Here is an 18,290-nt window from a genome sequence, read left to right as displayed (position 1 = left end):
CCGTTCAGGGAGTTTTGCTCAATGTCTGCAAGCGATGGCTTGTTTTGGTTGCTGGTTTTTATTTCTTCGCTAACCTCGTTGCTTACTGCCATAGCTGGCGCCGGCGGTGGCGCGGTACTTATCGCCATTTTGGCTTTGGTGTTGCCCGCTCAAGCCATAATCCCGGTTCATGGTGTTGTACAAATGGGCTCTAATATTGGTCGCGCTATTTTAGCGTGGCGTTATATCAATTGGTTTACGGTCGCTTGGTTTGTCCCGTTTGGTTTGTTGGGAACGTATGTGGGTAGTTTGTTATTAGTACAACTTCCCGCAAGTATTCTGCAATTATGTATTGCGCTGTTTTTATTGTATTTGACCTGGGGGCCGAAATTACCTCAATTGGTTTTGGGACGAGCCGGGTTAGCTACCGGAGGGTTGATTACTGGGTTTATTTCGCTATTTGTAGGGGCTTCCGGGCCTGTAGTGGCGGCATTTATTAAGTCCAGATTTAACGAACGCATGACCACCGTGGCTACTTTTGCCGCCACGATGAGCATGCAGCATGCTCCCAAGGCATTAGTGTTTGGCTTGGCAGGTTTTATATTTAAAGACTGGTTGGCACTGATTTTCGCCATGATGGTGGCGGGCTTTGTTGGTACCTGGGTTGGCTTAAACTGGCTAAAGCGAATCTCCAATCATCGCTTTAACCAGATCTTCAGTTGGGTTATAACGCTATTAGCATTGCGCTTATTGTGGGTCGCGTTTGAGACGCTTATCCCAACGCTGGCGGGCATAACGGCGTAGGCTGGATACGTTGTCCGTCTCGTCCATAATCGGGGTCCCCAGAATGGTTTCGATGATATCTTCTAAGGTAATTAACCCCAGCCAACTCCCGTGTTCGTCGTATACAAGACACAAATGCTGGCGTTCTTTTAGTAAGTAGGCCATCAAATTTTCGATGCTTACCGTTTCGGTGACAATTTCTACCGGACGAACTAGCTCGGCGACATCCTGGTGTCTCTCGGCGTCTAACGCGTCACTCCTGAACAGCAATCCTAAGGGTTCCTCCTCGACATCAATAACAGGAAAGCGAGAAAAAGGAAGAGTTCGGGCTTTTTCAGCAAACTCCGCAACTGACATACCTGGCGGAATGGTCTCACACACAGTACGCGGGGTCATGACATCCTTAACGCGAATATCATGCAAGTCGAGGATATTCCATATTACCCTGTGCTCGTCTTTATCCAACGCCTCTTGTTCCAATCCCATTGTCGCCATGGCTTTAATTTCCGACCGCACGTCAATGTCGGGTTCGGTACTACCGATACGGCGGGTAATTTGGTCGGACAACCAGATAAATGGACGCAAAATAAATATCATAAAAATTAACGTAGGAGCTAAGACCGGGGCAAGGCCACGCCAAAATTTTGCGCCAATGGTTTTGGGAATGATCTCTGATAATACTAAAATTAATAATGTCATTACCGCACTAGCAATACCAAGATAGCCATCACCAAACACAATACCAACCTGAGCACCGACGCCTGCGGCGCCGGCAGTATGCGATATTGTGTTTAGGGTTAATATGGCAGCCAGCGGCTGATCAATATTTTGCTTAAGCTTTTTAAGTTTGTTGTGTAATTCTGGCTTGTGCTCTTTTAGCTGAGCAATGTAACTCGGTGTAATCGACAGCAGTGCAGCTTCTAATATTGAGCAAACAAATGACACACCGACTGCTAAAACAGCAAAAACAATAAGTAAAAACATGGGCTCTCTATTTAGCTAAACTGAAAGATCAGCAATGCAATGGCTGAAATAATAGCAATCGACCAACCCAAACGCGATGCATTTTTTTGCCACCATTCCTGCGCGTATGGGCCAAGCCATAATGCAAGTACTGCCAGACCGTAATAACGTATACCCCGGGACAGCCCGGAAGCCAGTAAAAATAGTGGTAACGAGAATGCAGTTGCGCCGGCGGCTAGCATAGCTGTTTGAAACGGAACCGGGGTGACGCCGACTAAAAATATCGCGATAAAACCGTCACTTTCCAGGGTCTTCTTAAACTCTTGGTAGTAATCCTGAAGATTTAGGTAGTTGATAAACCACTGGCCAGCCGTATCGAACAAGGTGTAACCAATATAGTAGCCACAAACTGCACCAAATAAGCAACCTGCTAAGGCTACCGAGGCGATGCTCCAGATACGTTCGCGTTCGAGGATCATAAAGGGAATTAATACCAACTCCAGCGGAATTGGTATTAGGGTAGCTTCCAGCGCAGACATAAAGAATAAAATAACCAGAGCGTGGGGAGACTCAAGTAATCGCTGCAGCCATTTTTGTGCTGACTTATTAGTGGGTTTGACGTTGCTGTCGTTCACAATTTTCCATTATCGATTGGTACAATCGTAACTAGTTTAACGCGAAAACTTTGCAATAGGGATCGAACCGTTTAAAAATGACGTAATGAGCAGGTAATTTGTTTTAGTGGTCACCAAAAGGAAAGCGACGCATGAAGTTTAAGGGCAGTCCCACATTTTCTCATCAGCAGCCAGATAAACTGGGGGTACTGGTAACCAATTTGGGTACCCCAAACGCGCCGACTAAAGCGGCACTGAAACCTTACCTGAAACAATTTTTGTCTGATCCTCGTGTGGTCGAGGTTCCCAGGCTGTTGTGGTCGCTAATTTTGAATGGCGTTATTCTAAGGATTAGGCCCAAGCGCTCAGCAGAAGCTTACCAGACGGTATGGACCGATCGCGGCTCACCGTTGCTGTACCACACTGAAGATCAAGCGAATGCGATTCGTGAGCAGTTACAGCAACAGTATGGTGAACACATTGTCGTTGAGTTTGCCATGCGTTATGGCTCGCCGAGCATTGAAGATGCGATTGAGCGAATGATGCAGGCAGGAGTGCGAAAGTTATTAGTATTGCCGCTTTACCCGCAATATTCTGCATCTACCGTAGCCTCAACGTTCGACGCTATTGCAAACGACTTCACCCGTCGTCGCTGGATTCCCGAATTTAGGTTTATCACGCATTATCATGACTTTGACCCGTTTATCGAGGCGGCTGCGGCTCGCATTACACGCCACTGGAGCGAGCACGGGCGAGCTGACAAACTTATATTTTCTTATCATGGCGTGCCGCTCCGTTATTTAAAAAATGGCGACCCGTATCATTGTGAATGCTATAAAACATCTCGTCTTCTGGCAGAAAAGCTGGGGCTTAGCGAAAGTGAGTACTTAACCACATTTCAGTCGCGTTTTGGCCGAGAAGAATGGCTGCAGCCATATACCGACGAGACAATGAAAAGCCTACCGAGTAAAGGCGTCAAATCAGTACAGGTTTTCTGTCCGGGTTTTTCGGCAGACTGCCTGGAGACAATTGAAGAGATTGGCGAAGAGAATAAAGAGTACTTTATGGAGAGCGGCGGTGAGCGATATGAGTATATCAGTGCGTTAAACGCAGAACCGCAACATATAGAGGCGTTGACTCAACTCATAACACATAACTTGAGTGGCTGGGTAGTTGAGCAAGATCAAGCAGGTTCGTTGGCAGTTAGACAGTCGCAGGCTGATAAGGTAAAAAATCAAAGTTTACCTTATTAGAAATCGATTGTGTCGCTTCAAGAGGAGATATCATGGAAGGCGATTTTAAGTTAAGCCTGGAGCTTGTAGAGGACTATAAGTTTGTTGTCGATTTTGGCCAATTTGGCGAAATCACTACCGATGAGCCTGAGCCGCTGGGTGGGGGCGAAGGTCCCAACCCTTCAAGAATGCTTGCAGCATCAGTGGCAAATTGTCTGGCTGCCAGTTTAATGTTCGCGCTACGCAAGTACAAAGATAATCCCGGCAAGGTTAGTGCTGAGGTTGAGGGCTCAGTAGAGCGAGTAGAAGGACGTTGGCGAATTACCAACATTACGGTCGAAATATTTCTGGGTAATGAGCAGGATAACCTTGAACACTTGCAACAAGCGCTGGAGAAATTTGAAGACTTTTGTGTGGTTACCCAAAGCGTACGTAATGGCATTGATGTTGATGTGAAGGTCTATGACAGCAACAATACCAAGGTAAAAGATGTCGACCACGAATAGCTTTGGTAAGCCCTTTTTGTTTATCGCATGGGGCCTGGCACTGGCATTATTGGTTTGGTTTTTTGAAGATAAGTTGCAGCAACAATTTAACCCCAACCAACAATTACAAGCCCAACAGCGAGATAATCAGTTGGTTGTCCAGCTAGTGCAGAACCGCATGGGTCACTATGTTGCTGATGGGCGCATTAATGGCTCGCCGGTAACCTTCTTACTGGATACCGGAGCAACTCTGGTCGCCATACCGGCAGGTTTGGCTGAGCGGCTAAACCTAAAACGGGGTCGGCAAGGCATGTCGCAAACAGCTAATGGCCGGGTTATAACCTACCGCACGCAGCTTAATTCGCTTGAGTTAGGTGGTATAACCTTGAATGATGTCGAAGCATCGATTACACCGGGTATGGATGGTGACGTTATTTTATTGGGTATGAGCGCGTTAAAACAATTTGAGTTAACGCAAAAAGGCGATACGCTGACTATCCGATACTAACCCCGATATCGAGTCAAACAACTATTTTAAGAGGATAGCATTATGCAAAAACGTGCAGCATTAGCATGTATTGCGTCATCAATCGTAATGACCGCATCGGTAGCCGCACAACAGACTCCGCTGCAACGATGCGCAACCATAGAAGATTCACTGGAGCGTTTGGTGTGTTATGACCAGTTAGCGCAGAAGCAGGCTGATAAAACTTCAGTTTCTGGTAAAGAACGCCAGGCTAAAGGCAATAACCATGGCCAGCAAGTAGCCGAGCAAGCTCGTAAAAAAGGTCAGCAAAAACGCAGCGAAAATGGGAAGAGCTCTGAACAACGCTTTGGACTTGAACACAAAAACGCCAAAGATATGGACGAAATAGAGAAGTTGATTGTTAATGTGGCAAGCCGCCGCCAGGACCCTTACGGCAATTGGATAATTACACTGGACAATGGCCAGGTCTGGAAGCAAACGGAAAGTGTCGGCTATTTTAGTTGGAAAGAAGAAGACACTTATTATATCGAACGTGGCGCACTTAACTCATTCTTTTTCGGGCGGGAAGGAGCTAACCGACGCTTTCGAGTCACTCGGGTTGAGTAAATTATCTAGCTGCTCAAAAGGCATGGGTTTGTAAAATAAAAAGCCTTGCAAGCCCATGCAGCCTAATCGTTTAAAGAAATCAGCCTGCTCAGTGGTCTCGATACCCTCTACAATAATGTGTTTATTAAGTCCGTGTGCCATGCTAATTATTGCTTTGCAAATAGTCTGGCTGGCCGGGTCAGTATAAATTGATTGCGTGAATTCGCGGTCAATTTTGAGTACATCAACCGGCAACTTATTCAGATAAGCCAGCGAAGAGAATCCCGTACCAAAGTCATCGATTGCAATTTGGCATCCTATTGTTCTTAACTCCGCCAGTTCGGTAAACACTTGCTGAGCATCGTCGACCATCACGCTTTCTGTCAACTCAAACTGCAAGCGGTGTAACGGTACATTGAATTCTGTTGCAAGCGATGAAACCAATTGCGTGATATTTTCGCGTTGAAACTGTTTCACCGATAAGTTAACCGACATCACAAAGTCAGAGTTGTGTTGGATTTTTGCAAGCTGGGCAAATGCTTTGCGCATGATAAGGGTCGAAAGCGGGACAATCTGGCCCGTTTGTTCAGCAATGGCTATAAACTCTGCCGGGGATATAAAACTGCCGTCCGCCTGTGGCCATCTGGCCAACGCCTCTGCGCCAATTATTTTGTTGCTATTGGCTGCCACGTAGGGCTGAAAGTAAACCTCAAAGGAGTCCGCTTCTATCGCTGTTTGCATTTTATTGCGCAAATGCAATGCATGTTCGTATTTTACTCCCATTGATTCAGTGAAAAGCTGAAAGGTGTTGCCCCCTCGTTCTTTGGCCTTACTCATTGCAACATCGGCGTTTTGAATCAACAGCTCTGCTGTAGTTTGTTCTAATTTGGGCTGGCTGATACCTATGCTGGCGGTTAAATAGAGCTCGAGTTCGTCGAAAGAAAACTTTTCCCGGATACGGCTGAGTAATCGCTCGGCAACGGTTATGCAGTTATCGATAGATGAATAACGGAGAAACACGATAAATTCATCGCCGCTGAACCGTGCAATTTCCACGTCGTCTAATTGCTTCTCCTTTAAGCGCTCAGCAACAGCCCGTAAAAGCCGGTTGCCAATGTTAATACCCAAATTGTCATTTATCGCTTTGAAGCCATCTAAGTCAATAAACAGCACGCCGCATTCTAAGTGCCTATTTTTAGCTAAATAGTCTTCTATTCGTTGTTCGAGCACATCGCGTCGTATTAAGCCGGTGACGGTATCAAAATTCGCCAGGTTATAAAGTTTGTTGCGCTCTCGGTTTAAGCGGCGATTAACATCGAAAGTGGCTAAAAAAAGCACGCTCAACAGCAGGCCAACGATTAAAATAAACTGATTAATCATTGCGTTGTGCCAAAATACGCTGGGGCTATTAAGCGCGGCATGAAATACCATCGGTTGTTCGCCAAAAACCGGTAATTCGGTAGATAACTGGAAAAAGTGTAAGTCGGCTAGTTCAGCTTCAGATAGCGTATAAAATTCACTACTCGCTATCGGTAAATAGTAATCGGCGCTGAGCTTGAGGTAAGTGTCGAAATAATCAAGATAGGGAATTTTCCGAACATCTAAGAGTTTACTAATATTCAGCACGACTGCTAACTGCTTCGGTTGCTTGTCCTGACTATTGATCGGGTAGACTAATACAAAGCGAGGCTGATTAGAGTGCAGGCTTTTTTCGACAACTACAGCTGCCTGAGTGCTAAAGTTGTCAGCACGCCATTGCTTGATACTCTCGATAGAGAAAATATCGAGGGCTTCGTCAACACCTGAGGATGCCGGTAACATCCGGTTAGGTTGTTCAAAAATAGCAATGGCCTCAATTAAACCAAAATCGTTGATATAAGTCTGCGAATCTATCTCGATCAAGGTTTTCAAATCTTGCGCACCAACGTTTTCCCAACGGTTTACCAATCGCTGTATTGCCGCGTCCTGAATTACCAAACGCTCACTTATTGTTTCGCTGGATGTTCGCAGGTTGAGTTCACCGCGGTGCTTGATATTGTCGATATGCTGGTTAGAGACAACCGCCCAAATGGCGATGGTTGCTGTAACAATGGCGCCGGCTAAAAAAAGTCCAACAGGATGGGGGTAAGTATTTTGCCGCTTGGCACTCGGCAAAAGTAAAAAAGCTAACGCCACAGCGGTCGTTATAACCATGGCTGCGGTTACAGTAATTGGATTCGTAGCCCATTGGGTGGTATAGCCACGGACCCAAAGCGAGATAAAGAGGGCGGTGGATAACGTGGCTAGTAGTAAGCCTGTAAATTTAGACCAGCGAAAAGAGAAATTATGATTAGAAGACAACAAAAATACCGAACCGACTAATAGAGCAACCGGTGGCAAAAAAACCGACATTTGGGTCTCAGCAAACCACGCGGAATAAACCGCACTAATAATAATCACTACACCTAGCATGCGTGTAAGAAGCCACCACGAGGCCAGGTAGCTAAGAATAGCAAGGCCAGTAACTATTGTTGCCAAAGACAACACGGGTGTTAATGCGGGCATGATTTCGGCGTTGGCACTAACAGCAAGGTCGATAACGCCAACCAGACCAAATAATAGACACACAAGCCCCATTAACGGGACCAATGATGATGAGAGGTTATCTGTTAATTGGTTTAACACCGTGGCTCCTTGGCAACCGTATACTCGCAGTAGATCGCCTGTCTATTATAAAGGTCATAGTAGCCGTGCAGATATGTCCTGTAAAGAGTATAAAAAAGGCAGTCATTTTTAGACTGCCTTTTGTTTTTGTGATTGCAGGACTAACTGTTTATTGTTTGGGCATAGTTTGATGAAAGTCGGAAAGACTCTCGATAACGGTCATGTTAGGAATGTCTGCAAATGGCTGCTCGGCGAATTTTTCGCCACGTAATTGAACAGAAATGCGAGCAGCTTCAGGGTTAAGCAACGTTGCTTGATAAAAAGCTTTCAGCTGTTCTAACGTAAGCGCTTCGACAGCCTGTATTAGGGCTTGCTTACTATCAAAGTCAAACCGCTGTAGTGCCCAGTCAGATAAGATTGGGGCGACTTCCTCGTTGAGGTTTTTCGGCGGCTCGTTAAGGGTTATTAGCGTGCTTGATTTTAACTGTTCAAACTTATCGACCGACATGTTTTTTAGTTGCTGCCAGTATTCCTGCTTAAAGCGATTAAACCGCTCATGCATGTCAGCAACATTTTTCACCGGTGTTTGAATGTATAGACCCAGGCCCGTGTATCGATCCAGAGTTGGAGCGAAGGTGCCTACCGCATAGGCTAACTGCTCTTCCGTTCTGAGCGTATCAAACGCAGCAGTGCGGAAGTGACTTTGCAGCACGGTGCCGGCGGCTTGCGGTGCAAATCCAGGTTCCGGGTGCATGTGAACTTCCACTAAACCAACATCGGCGACATCGAGATCTTTACGCAACACTATAGCGCTTTGCTGTTGAGGCTTGTAAAACTTAGCGTAGCGGTAATCGGTGATATTGCGGTCATCAGGTAGATTGGTCTTAACCTGAGCCACTGCCTTATCGATATCGGGTTGATTATAGTTACCGAATGCAAACGCACGTATGGTGTTATTACTTAATAGAGCCGACATGAACTGCTCGAGGTCTGCTGCACTGAGAGACTGAGCGGTTTTAATTAGCTCGTCCTCGGCAAAGCTGCCTTCGCGGATCAAGCTGCCGTAGGCGTCGAACGATTGATATAGCGGGAATTGTTGGCCCTTGTTATTAATCGCCCGGATGTAACGGTCGACTGCTTGCTTGAAGCTACGAGGCTCTACATTAAATGCAAGTGCTGATAATGCACGATTCAGCAACTCAGGTTGTTTGTCAGTAAAACCAGATACGGTCAACGTCATACCAACACCATTGGCAAGGCTCAAATTCATGCCCGCAATGCTCGCTTCAGTATCCAAAGCACTGGTATTCAGGCTGTAGAGATCGCGCCAAAGGGCAGCCAATACGTGACTTTTTATATCAGTAATCGGTGCTTCGTTATTTATATTGACGGTTAGAATGCCGCGAGGTTGGTCAGCAAACTTCTGGCTCGGATATTGCCATACCTCAAGGCCTGGCTCTTGTGTAACAATTTTCGGTTTAGCGAAACTCGCATTGTCACGAATTGCAAAGCTTTCGGGTAATAATTCGTTGACTTTAGGTAAGCTAACCGCATAGTCGGCGGGTTGTTGGTATTGCTGTAACTGCTGCTCACTCAGCTCCACGACTTTATATTTACCATCGTAAAACTTCAGCTCACTATCACTCGGCTCTTGTTGACTGATATACCAAATTCGTAACCGTTCCGGCGTTAACTGGTCAAGTACGTTATTGATTGCGTCTGGGTTAAAGCGCTGAAATTCGTACGGTGCGCTGATAACGTACTCTGCAGGATAATTTTGCATAGCTTCCGCGAGCGATGAAACATAGCTAAACTCATCGCCTTTTTCGAGAAATCTAAAACGATTCTGTAAACTCGTACGTATTTCTTTAGAGTACTTCTCGTCGACCCCTTCAGATTTAACCTGTTTAATGTAATCCATCATAACGCGAACAATTTCTTCGCGCTGTTCCATGCCGGCGTCAGTCAGTTCAAAATCAATGGATAATACGCCATAGTTTTCATAAAAATCAGGCGACGCTGATGCGTTCAGGCTTGAGATTAAACCCGCTTCTTTTAGCGTGGCGGCCGGAGTCCCCGGCATTTCTGAGCCTAGCAAATAGGTTACGTAGCGATTAGGTTTTACCGCAAACTGGTCCTGGTTATTGGCTATCAGGAATTCCAGCTTTAATTGCTTCACATCCTCGTTAGGGACGTAATGGATGAGCTTGCCGCCTACGTCTGCAAAGTTCAGTTGTTCGTCCACTTCCGGGTTTTCGATATTGTCATTTTCTACGCTGGCAAAATGCTTACGTGCCAGGGCTTCCATTTCATCCAGCGAACGATTACTTAGCATCGCGACTTTCATGATATTGGCAGAGTAATACTGGTTATAAAACTTAACGGTTTCCTCGTGAAGCTTGCTGTTTTCTTTATCGCTTAATGTTTCCAGGTTACCAATTAAAAAACGGTTGGCCGGGTGTTCGCCGAGTAACGCGCGACCTAATTTAAACTGTCCAAAAAAATCCATTTCACGGCGCATTGACCACTCGGCATTTACTGCATTACGCTCTTTGTCGACGTACTCCGGGTACAGCATAGGAGCCTTGAAAAAGTCCGAGAATCGATCCAGCCCTTCGTCATATGCGTCATTATTAACCTTAAACATATAGTTAGTAATATCGAGCCAGGTGTAGGCGTTTTGGCTACCCCCGTTGCTGCTCATAAATTCACTGTAGCCATTGGTATCGGGATACTTTTCGGTGCCCAGGAATAGCATATGCTCAAGGTAGTGTGCCATACCCTGTTGGGTCATTGGGTCATGTAGCAAACCAACATCGACGCTCAGCGAAGCTGCCGATTTTTCAGTATCAGGGTCAGACACTAAAAGTATCTGCAGTTGGTTTTCGAGTGTTACGGTGCGATATTGGCGCTGGTCGTTTGGGCTTTTAATAACTTGATCAGCGGCTACTGGCGCTGTACTGATGCTATTGGCGTTTGTTGATGTGTCTGTTTGCGCACAACCAGCGGCAAATAATGCTGCGCTGATAGCGGAAGCAAGGAATAGTTTTTTCATAGTGAAAAGTCTCAGTTACCTAAATTATATTGACCAGACTTTAACACTGTTATAACGATTGAGGTTCATCCCTTGTCTAAAAATTTGTAACAACTTTTAACCATAAAAAAGCCGGCAGAGTCGCCGGCTTTACTTCGCATGGTTAGGCTGTTTATCGCAATGTAACGAATTCTTCCGCTGATGTTGGATGCAATGCAACGGTCGAATCTAAGTCAGATTTGCGTGCACCCATTTTCACGGCAACGGCAAAGCCTTGCAGAATTTCATCCATGCCTTCACCGATACCGTGAATACCCACGACTTTTTCTTCCGGCCCATAGCAAACCAGTTTGAAATAACTTAACGCGCGGTGTGGTGTTACCGCATTGTACATTGCAGCAAAAGACGAGGTGTAGGTCTTAATGTTACTGGCGCCATACTTAACAACCGCATCTTCTTCGGTTAATCCAACGGTTCCTATAGTTGGGTGGCTGAATACTACCGTTGGGATATTTTCGTAATCCATGTGCGCATCCGGCATATCATTGAATAAGCGCTCAGCTAACTGTCGACCGGCTTTTATCGCGACTGGAGTTAATGCGGCTGCGCCGGTGTTATCACCTACCGCATAAATACCTTGTACGTTGGTATTTTGGTACTTATCGACTTTGATAAAACCGTCAGCATCTAACTCAACACCCGTACAATCAAGGTTAATCTTATCGGTTGCAGGCACTCGCCCTATTGCCCACACCAGGCAGTCAACGTCGGCAAGTGATTCACCGTTTTCGTAGTGCAGCGTCAAGGTACCATCGTCTGCTTTGACCACTTCCTTGACCGTAGTCTCTGTGTGTAAGGTCGGGCCGTCTTGCTTCATTCGTTCCAGCAGTCCGTCGGTGATGTACTTATCGAAGTTACGCAACGGTCGGTCACGGCGAACTAAAAGATGTGTATCGGTGCCCAGTGCGTGAAATACGCCGGCAATCTCTACTGCTATATAGCCTGCGCCAATGACAGCGGCTTTTTTTGGTTGTTTTGTCAGCGCGAAAAAACCATCTGAATCAATACCATGCTCAGCGCCTGGAATATCCGGGATCATAGGGCGTCCGCCAGTGGCAATAGTAATGTGGTCGGCAGTGATTTTTTCGCCATTCACTTCAACCGTGCGATGATCCACGAAAGTTGCATAGCCTTCAATGAATTCAACACCATTACCCTGAAAGCCGCGATGGTAGCCGCCGTGAATACGCTCGATGTACGCTTCACGGTTTTTAACCATGGTTGCCCAGTCAAAACCTTTCTGCTCGACATCAAAACCGTACGCGGGGGAGTATTTAACTGCTTCTGCAATATGAGCGCCGTACCACATGACTTTTTTGGGTACACAACCGACATTGACGCAAGTGCCGCCAACAGCATTGGCTTCGATCACTGCTGCCTTAGCACCACGGATTGCAGCGCGGTTAGCTGACGCAATACCACCACTACCTGCGCCAATAGCCAAATAGTCATAATGTCTGCTCATACTACTAAACTCCTGTCAGAAAAATTTGAATGCGCATATCTTGAAGAAAAACCCCTCATGTTGCAACGAACTGAGGGGCTTTGCCTGTTGATAATACCGATTACCGTAATCGAAAGATCAGTTCTTAGCGACCGCCGGCTGGTAGTTTTTCTTTAACAAACTTGGTCATCATGGTGCGAAGGTGTTCGACAGTGCCCGGGCCTTCATAAATTCCATGAGAACGGTTCGGATAAGCGAAGAAGTCGAACTGCTTACCGTGCTTGATGAGTTCGTTAACTAATCGCTCGGAGCCCTGAAAATGCACGTTATCATCACCGGTACCATGTACCAGCAGCAAATCCCCTTGTAATCCCTCAGCGTGAGTAATGGCAGAGGTTTCCTTATAACGCTCTGCAGATTCCGGCAGCAGCCCTGAATAACGCTCCTGGTAAATAGTGTCGTACAGGGTAAGGTCAGGAACCGGCGCCAGGGCCATACCCATATGATAGGCATCGGGGTAACGGAATAAAGCGTTTAGCGTTTGTGACCCACCGCCACTGTGACCCCAAATGCCGACTCGTGAGGTATCGATAAAGTCCCAGCGTTGGCTCATAGCCTGCAACGCGTCATACTGATCGCGCACGGTAACAACCCCAAGGTTTTTGTATATCGAACGACGCCAGTCAAAGCCCCGTGGTGACTTGGTGCCGCGATTGTCGATTGAAGCCACAATATAACCTTGTTGGGTTAGCATGGTGTGCCACAAGAAGGTCGAGCCTCCCCATTTATTCGCAACGGTCTGGCCCCAGGGTTCGCCGTAAACGTAAAACAAAATGGGATATTTTTTAGTTGGATCAAAGTCGGCTGGACGCATGATATAACCGTCGAGTGCTAAGCCGTCGCGCGCTTCGACACGGAAGAATTCAACGGGTTTGCGTGCGATGCTATTGACCTGTTGTTGAACATCCTCATTTAATACGACAGGACGGATGATCTCGTGGCTTGGTAGTTTAACCATGTGAGTTTGCGGCACCTGATCAACCGCACTAAAGGTGTGCTCAGCATAGGCTCCGTCCTGCGAAACACTATAGGCATGAGTGCCCGCTTGTTGTGGTGTTAAACGCTCCAATACTCCGCTGCCGTCAAGTTTGGCACGGAATAAATAACGCTCGAGCGGTGAATCCGGCGACGCAATAAAATACACCCAGCCACTGGTCTCATTGATACGCAAAACCTCGACCACGTCCCAGCTACCCTGGGTGACTTCGGTCATTTTACCCGAGCTTTTATTAACCACGTAAATATGGCGGAAACCTGAGCGCTCAGACAACCAGGTAAAGCGTTTGCCATTGGCTAAAAACTTAACGTCGTCAACATATTCAGCCCAGGAGTCGGTGGTTTCGCGAATTAATTCCTGAGTACGCCCTTTATCAATAGTGCTAAGGAATACGCGGTTAATGTGTTGTTTACGGGTTAGCTGTTGAATTAACAGCTGCTGATTGTTGCCTGACCACTGCATGCGTACCAGATAATGTTGGCGCGGATCGCCGGGTAATTGCATCCAGGTTGTGTCTCCGCCATCGGCGTCAATTACACCAATGCGCATGGCGGCATTGGTTTCACCAACTTTGGGATAAGGGAACTGCTTGAGTGTTGGATACAATTCTCCGGTGTTGTTGATCATGGTGAACAGCGGTGTGCCCTCGGTGTCGAGCTGCCAGTAGGCAATATGCTCACCGTCGGGGCTCCAGCGGAAGCCGTCACGTAAGAAAAACTCTTCTTCGTTAACCCAGTCAAAGGTCCCATTAACAATATAGTCGTTACCATCAGTGGTAATGGGTGTAATAGTCATCGACGCCAGATCCTGCACGTAAATGTTGTTCTGCATTACGTAGGCAACTTTGTCACCTTGTGGATTAAATTTTGCAAACTGCAAGGTCGACTCTGGCGCAGTACCACCTAACTTTTGTAATTGATTGTTAGCTCGGTCAAGCACCCAGTAATCGCCGAGCGTGTGGGTTCGCCACGAGCGTTTTGTATTAGTAAAAATCAGTACTTTGTTACCGTCATCGGACCAACGGTAATCAGCTATATCGAGCGCGGCTTCAGCACCCGCTGGTGTGAGTTGCTCTGCCGAAACGAGGATATCGCGTTCATTTGTTTCTGGATGATAACGGACGATATCTCGCCCCTCGTTTGTTGCTGATGATTCCAGCGTTGTATAACCTGAACCATCTTCTAGCCAACGAGTCGGCGCAGGATAATCCAAACGAAAGGTGTCGCTATTGTATATCGTATCGACGGATAAACTACTCGTTTGCGCCACTGACTCTACCGTTGAGGAGGTCTGTGCACAGCCACTAACCGTCAGGCCAATAATACCGGCCATTAAAAGAGGGCCCCGTAACGCTTGTTTCACTGACATGGAAAAACCTTATAATGTTGTAATCTGATTTAGTCCCGCCAACGATACTACCCTAAGCGTAAGCAAAAGTCAGAGGCATGGCTTGAAGAATCGACCACTAGCCCAATATCTAGGTTATGAGAAAAGATAAAGCGACCGAGGAACTAATGAACGAGAATCCGCTATTGAGTGATGAAAAACAGGGTGAAGTGTTACCTGACTTTAAGGCAATCCAGCCTGATCATATTGTACCGGCCCTGAAACAACGTTTAGATGAGGCCAGAAAAACAATCGAAACCGTTCTGGCTGGCGAAGACTACAGTTGGAATGGTTTAGTCGAGCCACTGACTGACGCAGACGAGAAAATAGAGCAAGTGTGGGCGCCGGTATCACACATAAATTCGGTTGTTAGCACGCCGGAATTACGTGAAGCTCATGATAGTTGCCTGCCGCTGTTATCTGACTACTCTACTTTTGTTGGGCAACACAAAGGCTTATTCGATGCCTACCAGAGCCTGCGTAATAGCGACGAATTCGAGCAATTGACCGAGGCGCAACAAAAGCTAATCAACGACACACTGCGCGATTTCCACTTGTCAGGCGTTGATCTTGATGAGGAGAAAAAGCAGCGCTACGCGAAAATCTCAAGTCGTCTGTCGGATTTATCATCACAATTTAGTAATAATTTACTTGATGCCACGCACGCGTGGCACTGTCATATTACTGATGAAGCGCGTTTGGCCGGTTTACCGGAAAGCGTAAGGGAAGCAGCTGCCGAGGCCGCAGGCGATCAGGGCGGCTGGTTGTTCACGTTGGATATCCCCAGCTATTTACCGGTTATGTTGTATGCCGAAGATCGTGAACTGCGTCGTGAAATGTACTACGCATTTACTACCCGGGCGTCTGAAACAGGGCCCAATGCCGGTGAATATGATAACTCCAGTATTATGGATGAAACACTGGCGCTGAGACATGAGCTAGCGGAGTTACTCGGCTTCAACAATTATGCCGAAATGTCATTGCACACCAAAATGGCCGATGAACCGACGCAAGTATTGACGTTTTTAGACGACCTTGCGACCAAGTCGTTGCCACAAGCAAAGCAGGAATATGCAGAGGTTGAAGCATTTGCAGAACAACAAGGGGTACAGCAACTCGAAGCTTGGGACGTCCCCTATTACAGTGAGCAGCTGAAACAACAGCGGTACGCTATTTCCGATGAGGTGTTGCGCCCTTATTTTCCTGAACAACAGGTATTAAACGGCTTATTTGAGGTGGTGAAACGCCTGTTCGGAATGACCGTCAGCGAGCAAACCGATATCAATGCCTGGCATGAACATGTCAGGTTCTTCCGTATTCATGACGCAGACGGTCGGTTACGCGGAAGCTTTTATCTTGATTTATACGCGCGCGCCGGCAAACGTGGAGGGGCGTGGATGGCCGATTGTGTCGGTCGGCGCAAACATGCATCAGGGCAGGTACAAAACCCCATCGCCTTTCTAACCTGTAACTTTAACAAACCGGTAGGCGGTAAGCCGGCGTTATTTACACACGACGAGGTGGTCACGTTATTCCACGAGTTTGGGCATGGGTTGCACCACATGTTGACGCAGGTAGACACCGCGGGAGTTTCCGGCATTAATGGTGTTGAGTGGGATGCGGTTGAGTTGCCTAGTCAGTTTTTAGAGAACTGGTGTTGGGAACCGGAAGCGCTGGCCTATATTTCGGGGCATTATGAGACTGGTGAACCGCTGCCAGACGAGTTGTTACAAAAGATGCTGGCGGCGAAGAATTTTCAGTCTGCCATGCAGATGATGCGCCAGTTGGAGTTCTCTTTATTCGATATGCGCTTGCACTATGAATTTAATGCTGCTGAAGGAGCGCGGATCGCCGAAATACTGAACCAAGTCAGAGAACAAGTCAGTGTGCGCATTCCTCCTGACTACAACCGTTTTCAACATAGTTTTGGTCATATTTTTGCCGGCGGCTATGCGGCTGGTTATTACAGTTATAAATGGGCGGAAGTACTGTCGGCAGATGCATTTTCCCGGTTTGAGGAGGAGGGAATATTCAGTGCTGCCACCGGGCGCGATTTTCTTACGGCAATATTAGAGCGCGGCGGGACACGCAGCGCAGCAGATTTATTTATCGAGTTCCGTGGTCGCGAGCCTCAGGTAGAACCATTACTGCGGCATAGTGGAATAGCCGCATAGTACGAGCGTTAGTTACTGGCCGCTACTTGCGGCCAGCACCCAATTAACCACACCAATGAGTCCAAACACCATTACCGTGGCGAGAATAATGCCAACGATGATGTAAGCCAATGGACTACCGTGTTTAAAATCGCGCTGTCGATTGGACTCACTCTGCACGCCAAAAAAGGCCGCGATGACACTAAAAATAGTACTGACAATACCCGGGCGCTTCTGCGATTCAGACATTACAATGAAGATTGTTGATTAAAACGTTGTTTTTGTTGTGAGGCGTCTTTAGAGCTGAATAACAACTCGAATAAATCAATAAAGTGAAACTGTGCAGAGCGGCTTTCGCCTTTTACCCAGTTTGTCCAGGTAACTTCGTTTGCGGCAGCTACACACTGCTTTTTAATGTCACCTGTTTCTGCGTTGGACAGTAACTGCTCGCATTGCTGTGTGGAATTACTGACTGAGGTGATCGGAGATGCGGGTGTTGCAAACAGGTAACCAACAGCCGCTAAGCCGATGATTGAGGTTGCAATAGATACTGATTTTACTGTCAACGACATGTGTCAGTCCCCCGATGGTTAATACTGCCTAATTTATCAGCGATTTGTTACAATTACTAGCAATTTAAGAGAAATTTTTTTGTCATTCATAACCTGCTATAATCCGCGCACTTACTGTTTTAGAGGCTATTGACTATGCAACCCTTGATCGCTCCGTCAATTTTATCCGCGGACTTTGCCCGCCTGGGAGAAGAAGTACAGGACGTGTTAGAGGCAGGTGCCGACGTTGTTCATTTTGATGTAATGGACAACCATTATGTGCCCAATCTGACCATTGGACCAATGGTTTGTAAGGCGCTGCGCAACTATGGCATTAGTGCACCTATCGATGTGCATTTAATGGTAAAGCCGGTCGATCGCATTATTCCCGACTTTGCTAAAGCGGGTGCCTCTTACATTACCTTCCATCCCGAGGCATCGGAACATATTGACCGGACCTTACAGACGATCAAAGAACACGGTTGCAAAGCAGGACTGGTTTTTAACCCGGCAACGCCGCTGCATTACCTGGACCATGTTATGGATAAACTAGACGTTATATTGCTCATGTCCGTTAATCCGGGATTTGGAGGTCAGTCATTTATTCCATCGACATTAGAAAAGTTGCGGCAGGTGCGTCAGCGTATCGATGCCAGTGGGCGAGAAATCCGGTTGGAAGTTGATGGTGGAGTTAATGCTGACAACATTAAAGATATTGCTGCAGCGGGCGCAGATATGTTTGTTGCTGGTTCAGCTATTTTTAATCAACCCAGTTATGCTGATGCTATCAGTAAGATGCGTCAACAAATATCACAAGTAGAATCAGGAAATTAA

Annotated in this window: 15 protein-coding genes; 7 read left to right on the top strand and 8 right to left on the bottom strand. The window is 46.8% G+C overall.

Annotated elements, in window-relative coordinates; translation table 11 throughout:
* Positions 1-21 precede the first annotated feature (21 nt).
* Entirely contained in the window at positions 22-783 is a 762-nt protein-coding gene (locus DEU29_RS06420; protein ID WP_133539429.1) for a sulfite exporter TauE/SafE family protein, read from the top strand.
* Here DEU29_RS06420 and DEU29_RS06415 read toward each other — a convergent pair.
* Both DEU29_RS06415 and DEU29_RS06410 read right to left on the bottom strand, forming a co-directional pair.
* A complete protein-coding gene (locus DEU29_RS06415) occupies positions 727-1,746 on the bottom strand; it encodes a CNNM domain-containing protein (protein WP_133539428.1) in 1,020 nt (339 codons plus the stop codon). The genes DEU29_RS06420 and DEU29_RS06415 overlap by 57 nt on opposite strands.
* Before the next feature lie 11 nt (positions 1,747-1,757).
* A complete protein-coding gene (locus DEU29_RS06410; RefSeq protein ID WP_243734501.1) occupies positions 1,758-2,360 on the bottom strand; it encodes a YqaA family protein in 603 nt (200 codons plus the stop codon).
* A gap of 131 nt (positions 2,361-2,491) precedes the next feature.
* Between DEU29_RS06410 and hemH the strand changes: the two genes are divergently transcribed.
* Genes hemH through DEU29_RS06390 form a run of 4 tightly spaced genes read left to right on the top strand, consistent with a single transcriptional unit; the run spans position 2,492 to position 5,149 of the window.
* Positions 2,492-3,592, top strand: a complete 1,101-nt coding sequence (hemH, locus tag DEU29_RS06405) for a ferrochelatase (protein ID WP_133539427.1) — start codon at positions 2,492-2,494, stop codon at positions 3,590-3,592.
* Between the two features lie 32 nt (positions 3,593-3,624).
* A complete protein-coding gene (locus DEU29_RS06400) occupies positions 3,625-4,077 on the top strand; it encodes an OsmC family protein (protein WP_133539426.1) in 453 nt (150 codons plus the stop codon).
* Positions 4,061-4,564, top strand: a complete 504-nt coding sequence (locus tag DEU29_RS06395; RefSeq protein WP_133539425.1) for a retropepsin-like aspartic protease family protein — start codon at positions 4,061-4,063, stop codon at positions 4,562-4,564. The genes DEU29_RS06400 and DEU29_RS06395 overlap by 17 nt, the downstream gene beginning before the upstream one ends.
* A gap of 42 nt (positions 4,565-4,606) precedes the next feature.
* Positions 4,607-5,149, top strand: coding sequence for a hypothetical protein (locus DEU29_RS06390; protein WP_133539424.1), 543 nt, complete (start codon positions 4,607-4,609; stop codon positions 5,147-5,149).
* Here the strand turns inward: DEU29_RS06390 and DEU29_RS06385 are convergent.
* The 4 genes from DEU29_RS06385 to DEU29_RS06370 form a co-directional block, all read right to left on the bottom strand.
* Positions 5,090-7,792 carry a putative bifunctional diguanylate cyclase/phosphodiesterase gene (locus DEU29_RS06385; protein WP_133539423.1) on the bottom strand — a complete coding sequence of 901 codons (2,703 nt, stop codon included), beginning with the start codon at positions 7,790-7,792 and terminating at the stop codon, positions 5,090-5,092. The two genes, DEU29_RS06390 and DEU29_RS06385, sit on opposite strands and share 60 nt — an antisense overlap.
* 148 nt (positions 7,793-7,940) lie before the next feature.
* Positions 7,941-10,826, bottom strand: a complete 2,886-nt coding sequence (locus DEU29_RS06380; protein WP_133539422.1) for an insulinase family protein — start codon at positions 10,824-10,826, stop codon at positions 7,941-7,943.
* A gap of 151 nt (positions 10,827-10,977) precedes the next feature.
* The gene (gene gorA, locus DEU29_RS06375; protein ID WP_133539421.1) at positions 10,978-12,330 is read right to left on the bottom strand and encodes a glutathione-disulfide reductase; all 1,353 of its coding nucleotides are present in this window, start codon (positions 12,328-12,330) and stop codon (positions 10,978-10,980) included.
* A gap of 124 nt (positions 12,331-12,454) precedes the next feature.
* The gene (locus DEU29_RS06370) at positions 12,455-14,734 is read right to left on the bottom strand and encodes a S9 family peptidase (protein ID WP_133539420.1); all 2,280 of its coding nucleotides are present in this window, start codon (positions 14,732-14,734) and stop codon (positions 12,455-12,457) included.
* Positions 14,735-14,880: 146 nt separating this feature from the next.
* On the opposite strand from DEU29_RS06370, the gene prlC reads away from it, so the two are divergent.
* On the top strand, positions 14,881-16,926 hold the full coding sequence (prlC, locus tag DEU29_RS06365; protein ID WP_133539419.1) for an oligopeptidase A: 2,046 nt from the start codon (positions 14,881-14,883) through the stop codon (positions 16,924-16,926).
* A 12-nt stretch (positions 16,927-16,938) separates the two neighbouring features.
* Here the strand turns inward: prlC and DEU29_RS06360 are convergent, their stop codons facing one another.
* Both DEU29_RS06360 and DEU29_RS06355 read right to left on the bottom strand, forming a co-directional pair.
* Positions 16,939-17,154: a DUF2970 domain-containing protein gene (locus DEU29_RS06360; RefSeq protein ID WP_133539418.1), complete on the bottom strand. Its 216-nt coding sequence runs from the start codon at positions 17,152-17,154 to the stop codon at positions 16,939-16,941.
* Positions 17,154-17,477: a hypothetical protein gene (locus tag DEU29_RS06355; protein ID WP_133539417.1), complete on the bottom strand. Its 324-nt coding sequence runs from the start codon at positions 17,475-17,477 to the stop codon at positions 17,154-17,156. Before DEU29_RS06355 ends, DEU29_RS06360 begins: the two co-directional genes overlap by 1 nt.
* A gap of 135 nt (positions 17,478-17,612) precedes the next feature.
* On the opposite strand from DEU29_RS06355, the gene rpe reads away from it, so the two are divergent.
* Entirely contained in the window at positions 17,613-18,290 is a 678-nt protein-coding gene (gene rpe / locus DEU29_RS06350) for a ribulose-phosphate 3-epimerase (protein ID WP_133539416.1), read from the top strand.

Source organism: Idiomarina aquatica (assembly GCF_004362895.1).
Classification (GTDB): domain Bacteria; phylum Pseudomonadota; class Gammaproteobacteria; order Enterobacterales; family Alteromonadaceae; genus Idiomarina.
The sequence above is the reverse complement of the archived record's forward strand: the minus strand, read 5'-3'. Positions and strand labels throughout refer to the sequence as shown.

Excerpts from the sequence above, each read along its gene's own strand:
- DEU29_RS06420 (WP_133539429.1), top strand. The coding sequence starts at position 22 with ATGTCTGCAAGCGATGGCTTGTTTTGGTTGCTGGTTTTTATTTCTTCG.
- DEU29_RS06415 (WP_133539428.1), bottom strand. The coding sequence starts at position 1,746 with ATGTTTTTACTTATTGTTTTTGCTGTTTTAGCAGTCGGTGTGTCATTT.
- hemH (WP_133539427.1), top strand. The coding sequence starts at position 2,492 with ATGAAGTTTAAGGGCAGTCCCACATTTTCTCATCAGCAGCCAGATAAA.
- DEU29_RS06400 (WP_133539426.1), top strand. The coding sequence starts at position 3,625 with ATGGAAGGCGATTTTAAGTTAAGCCTGGAGCTTGTAGAGGACTATAAG.
- DEU29_RS06395 (WP_133539425.1), top strand. The coding sequence starts at position 4,061 with ATGTCGACCACGAATAGCTTTGGTAAGCCCTTTTTGTTTATCGCATGG.
- DEU29_RS06390 (WP_133539424.1), top strand. The coding sequence starts at position 4,607 with ATGCAAAAACGTGCAGCATTAGCATGTATTGCGTCATCAATCGTAATG.
- DEU29_RS06380 (WP_133539422.1), bottom strand. The coding sequence starts at position 10,826 with ATGAAAAAACTATTCCTTGCTTCCGCTATCAGCGCAGCATTATTTGCC.
- gorA (WP_133539421.1), bottom strand. The coding sequence starts at position 12,330 with ATGAGCAGACATTATGACTATTTGGCTATTGGCGCAGGTAGTGGTGGT.
- DEU29_RS06370 (WP_133539420.1), bottom strand. The coding sequence starts at position 14,734 with ATGTCAGTGAAACAAGCGTTACGGGGCCCTCTTTTAATGGCCGGTATT.
- prlC (WP_133539419.1), top strand. The coding sequence starts at position 14,881 with ATGAACGAGAATCCGCTATTGAGTGATGAAAAACAGGGTGAAGTGTTA.
- DEU29_RS06360 (WP_133539418.1), bottom strand. The coding sequence starts at position 17,154 with ATGTCTGAATCGCAGAAGCGCCCGGGTATTGTCAGTACTATTTTTAGT.
- DEU29_RS06355 (WP_133539417.1), bottom strand. The coding sequence starts at position 17,477 with ATGTCGTTGACAGTAAAATCAGTATCTATTGCAACCTCAATCATCGGC.
- rpe (WP_133539416.1), top strand. The coding sequence starts at position 17,613 with ATGCAACCCTTGATCGCTCCGTCAATTTTATCCGCGGACTTTGCCCGC.